Here is a 3,995-nt window from a genome sequence, read left to right on the forward strand (position 1 = left end):
GCCTAAGACTAAATATTGGTGTAAGCAGAAAAAACTTAATTGCCAAAAACTTTTAAATTAGGTGCGGAATGTAGGCTGGATGATTGTCGCGGCACTAAACCTAACCAGGCAGCCATATGGCGGCCATTCTTAAATTCATTAGCATCCGGTATCGCAGCTATTAGAGCTGTTGCTGTGAGTTCACCGATCCCAAGGATACTTAGAAGGCGGCGACATGAGTCATTTTTTTTGCAGATGTATTTTATTTTCTGGTCCATTCTCTTAATCCGTGCCTCGATGGCAATCAATTCATCATAGAGCTCTCGCATTAACTCACGAGATGACGCGGTTAACTCATTTCCTTCATCATCAATAACATACAATAGAAGATTTTTTATCTTTGCTGCTCCTTGAGGCATCGCAATACCATATTCTAAATTTAATCCCCTGATTTCATTTATTAAGGCTGTTCTGTTCTTGACTAATCGACTTCGTACTCGGTGTATCGATTGAATATCCTGCTGCTCCACTTGTTTCACCGGAACATAATGCATCGCAGGACGACTCGATGCTTCAACCATAGCCTCAGCATCATTGGCATCATTTTTATTTGTTTTAACAAAGGGCTTAACAAATTGAGGGCTAATTAACTTAACGATATGACCCAGCCTCTGAAAAACTCGCGCCCAGTAATTTGAGCCACCACACGATTCCATGACAATCGTGCATTGGGACAAATTAGCAACGTATTCCGTTAATTGAGTTCGTTCAATGCGTTTTTTTAATATTTTTTTACCTTTTTTATCAGCACCATGAAGTTGAAAAATATTTTTAGCTATATCTATACCTAATACGTTAATATTCATTATGAATCTCCCATCCAGTTTCAAACAGTCAATTTGAATACTAAGCTGGTTACTATTAAATGCCAACTCAGTGGGTGGGATGGTTCATTACATTGGAGCCGGATTTATCTCTTTAACCGAAGCCCTAGATTTAACTACCGCAACAGGAAGAGCTATGGCTGGATTACTTGCAATATTTGCTGAATTTGAACGCGAAATTTTACGTGAAAGAGTCAAAGCAGGCATCGCTCATGCGAGACAAAAAGGCAAAAGTCATGGGCGGCCAGCGACAACGAAGAAATTTATTGTTGAAGTTAAAGAATTATATAACAAAGGGTTAAGTAAATCTGAAATTGCAAAAAAACTAAATATTGATCGAACTTCTGTGAGAAGAATATTGGCTAAAAACTAGATCTTGAAACAGATGTCTACTTAAAGATTATGGGCGATGTAAATAATGTTCAGACTCAGACATATATGAGGGACAGCTATTGCTATTAAAGGGGAAAAGACTGATTGATGCTCTTTTTATTGCCAACAAGATTTTTTTGCTCCAAGAACCCTTTTCATATAAGCATAATATATGCTTATATGAAAACATGTATTGGCCTAAGCCGCAAATGATAATGATGAAACTTATTCATGTAATAAAATTAAAAATCAATGCTTATGCGTTATTTATAAGCGTTCTGTTTGTTTCAGTTTCTTTCTTAATGGAGTATTTTTCGAAACATAAATCATTTGAAAATTTTATAATCACAATGCCGCTCATTATCATTACATGCTTCTGGTGTAAAAACTCATCATATTTAATAAAAAAAAGTGACTCCCAATTAAATCGTAATCAAATTTTCAAAAGAGACATGTTTTTAATATTTTATAGTTTTATTTGCTCTGATCTAATCTACTTATTATTTCAATACAATAATATAGATAGAACGTGGTGGCCCCTATCTGTATATTGCATAAGTTTTTATGGTTTAATCTTTGCTGCATTCTTTTCTTTAATAGCACAAGCCCTTAGAAATCATAGAATTTATTCTATAATCTTTTCGCTAGTTACTTTTTTCGCAATGCTATTGTCCAGTTTCGGACCACATAAAATACATGTTTTTTTCCTTGGGGAGATAGCTACTTATTTATTTGCAATAAGTTTGCTTGCGGTATCTCATTTATTAATTTGTTCTATCTATAGAAATAATTACAAAACCATATGATTTTAAGTGAATAATATGATTATTTTACGGGCACTATAAGTGTATATAATCAAATTGGATTTTATTTGATCGAGAATTGTGTTATTTTCCTGCGTCCAATTTTTATATAAGGAAATAATAATGATCAAAAAGAGTTTAATCCCTGCCTCTTTAATTAGCTTCTTAGCGATGCATGCTCATAGCGCTCTTCCCATTTATCCAGGTGAAATTGTAGGACGGGACCTCAATATATTTGGTGCAGGTTGGGCCGGCCATGTTGGTATTACCACAGCACCCTTTTTAGATCAGGATGCATATCAAGTAATTGAAGTACTAAAAGATGCTGATCCGATTATTCAAATAAATTTGATTTCTACATTTAAAACGATAACTCCCTATTGGGGAAGTAGATATGGAATATCTGATAGAGGTTCTAATACTCTTAGAATACTTAGAGAAGCTAATTTTCAAAAAGATTTAGGATGTGCAACCTATACCATATGGGCAGATTATATGCCAAGCACCGGTGGTTATAATGGCACGAAGCCTCGCCCTACTTATTGCGGTCGTTTTAGATGTGATACTTTTGTTAATTATACATTTAATTGGGGATTCTATACATTGCCAACCTATAATCCTCCAGGGGATATAACAAAACCAACAATACCTAAATATGTATTTAATGCATTCCCTAAGGGCAATGAAGATGGTCCATACTCAATTGGAATAAACGCAAACAGTACGCCAGTAATTTCATCAAATGCTGGTTTATCTATAAATTCCATTGACGCAATACAGTTAAATGCAATCTCTCCTGAGGAATTTGCTGAACTTGTTGATATACCGTCAAATAATATAACCCAAGAAGGGATTAATAATTTTTTTAAATTAATAACGGATAACACTGTAGATCCAACTAAAAGAACCTTTTTAATGGATAAATTTGGTTTTATTGCTACCACAGATATGGTACCTAACTTAGTTAATCTTTATTTTAAACTAAACAATAATGATGAACTTCCTATAAAAAAACAACTGATTTCAAGTCTTCAAAATATATATCAACGCTATTTGATGCTAGAGCAATATCCAAACGAAAAGACATTGTTGATTAATTTTTATTTAAAGATAATAAATGATGATTTATCTCCTGTGGAAAAAGCCATTGTTATAAGGAGCTTTATTTCTCTTGCCTCAACTCAAGAAACATTATCTAACCTAAATAAGGTTATAGACAAATTAGATAACCAAAAAAATAAATTGGCGCCACAGACTACTCTAAAACTAAAAATGGAGTTACTAAATAAATCTTCGAAAATAGAAAAAATCATTCTCTCCAATATAATTAACCAATTAGAAAATGAGAATAATTCTGAACTTGATCAAATATTTAATGAATTTATTGTATACAGATTAAGTAAACAAGGACCAGGCGATCTTTTACAATCATCCAGGGAGCAAATTCAAAATTATTTAAATGCAACAAAATTTAAATATAATAGGGATAATTTAAATGCCGATAATGGGATGACCTTATTTAGTGCAGGAGCATGGCTTGAAGCAACAGCGTTAATTAATTCAAACTCATTTAAAGATGCCGGGAAATATGTATCTAATTATCTAAAAGAAAAAAACATAACCGAGAAAAAAAGATTTATCATTGGTTTGTCTAACACGAAGTATATGCAAAAGGCTTTTGAATCAGAACCCGAATTACAGGCCTTTAAACAAAACAATAATATTCTTTATTTAAATTCAGTAGGACTTCCTGCAAAATAATAGTGCAAGGGGGTTATTGCCCCCGAGAGCAATTGCACATGAGGGCCAGGAATGCAACTAGTTCTTTTTGAGAAAATTCCGAGTGCCCTTGATTTTTCAGGACTATTCATACAACAAAAGTAAGGCGGTAAAAATCCCCATCTAAAAAGCCTCTTCATCTCCTGTTATCTTTGCAATTTTATAGAGGAGCAAAATA

3 protein-coding genes are annotated in these 3,995 nt (G+C 33.5%); 2 read left to right on the plus strand and 1 reads right to left on the minus strand.

The genetic code is table 11. From position 1 onward, the window contains the following. Positions 1-35: 35 nt before the first annotated feature. On the minus strand, positions 36-845 hold the full coding sequence (locus ACQY7T_RS06740; RefSeq protein WP_428412185.1) for an IS110 family transposase: 810 nt from the start codon (positions 843-845) through the stop codon (positions 36-38). Positions 846-924: 79 nt separating this feature from the next. Between ACQY7T_RS06740 and ACQY7T_RS06745 the strand changes: the two genes are divergently transcribed. Together ACQY7T_RS06745 and ACQY7T_RS06750 are read left to right on the plus strand one after the other, a co-directional pair. Next, a complete protein-coding gene (locus ACQY7T_RS06745) occupies positions 925-1,236 on the plus strand; it encodes a recombinase family protein (protein ID WP_428412186.1) in 312 nt (103 codons plus the stop codon). 925 nt (positions 1,237-2,161) lie between these two features. Then, a complete protein-coding gene (locus tag ACQY7T_RS06750; RefSeq protein WP_428412187.1) occupies positions 2,162-3,799 on the plus strand; it encodes a hypothetical protein in 1,638 nt (545 codons plus the stop codon). Positions 3,800-3,995: the final 196 nt, after the last annotated feature.

The sequence above is a fragment of the Legionella sp. genome, assembly GCF_965140895.1.
Taxonomy (GTDB): domain Bacteria; phylum Pseudomonadota; class Gammaproteobacteria; order Legionellales; family Legionellaceae; genus Legionella.

Coding starts and splice junctions, on each gene's coding strand:
- ACQY7T_RS06745 (WP_428412186.1), top strand. CDS start 925: ATGGTTCATTACATTGGAGCCGGATTTATCTCTTTAACCGAAGCCCTA.
- ACQY7T_RS06740 (WP_428412185.1), bottom strand. CDS start 845: ATGAATATTAACGTATTAGGTATAGATATAGCTAAAAATATTTTTCAA.
- ACQY7T_RS06750 (WP_428412187.1), top strand. CDS start 2,162: ATGATCAAAAAGAGTTTAATCCCTGCCTCTTTAATTAGCTTCTTAGCG.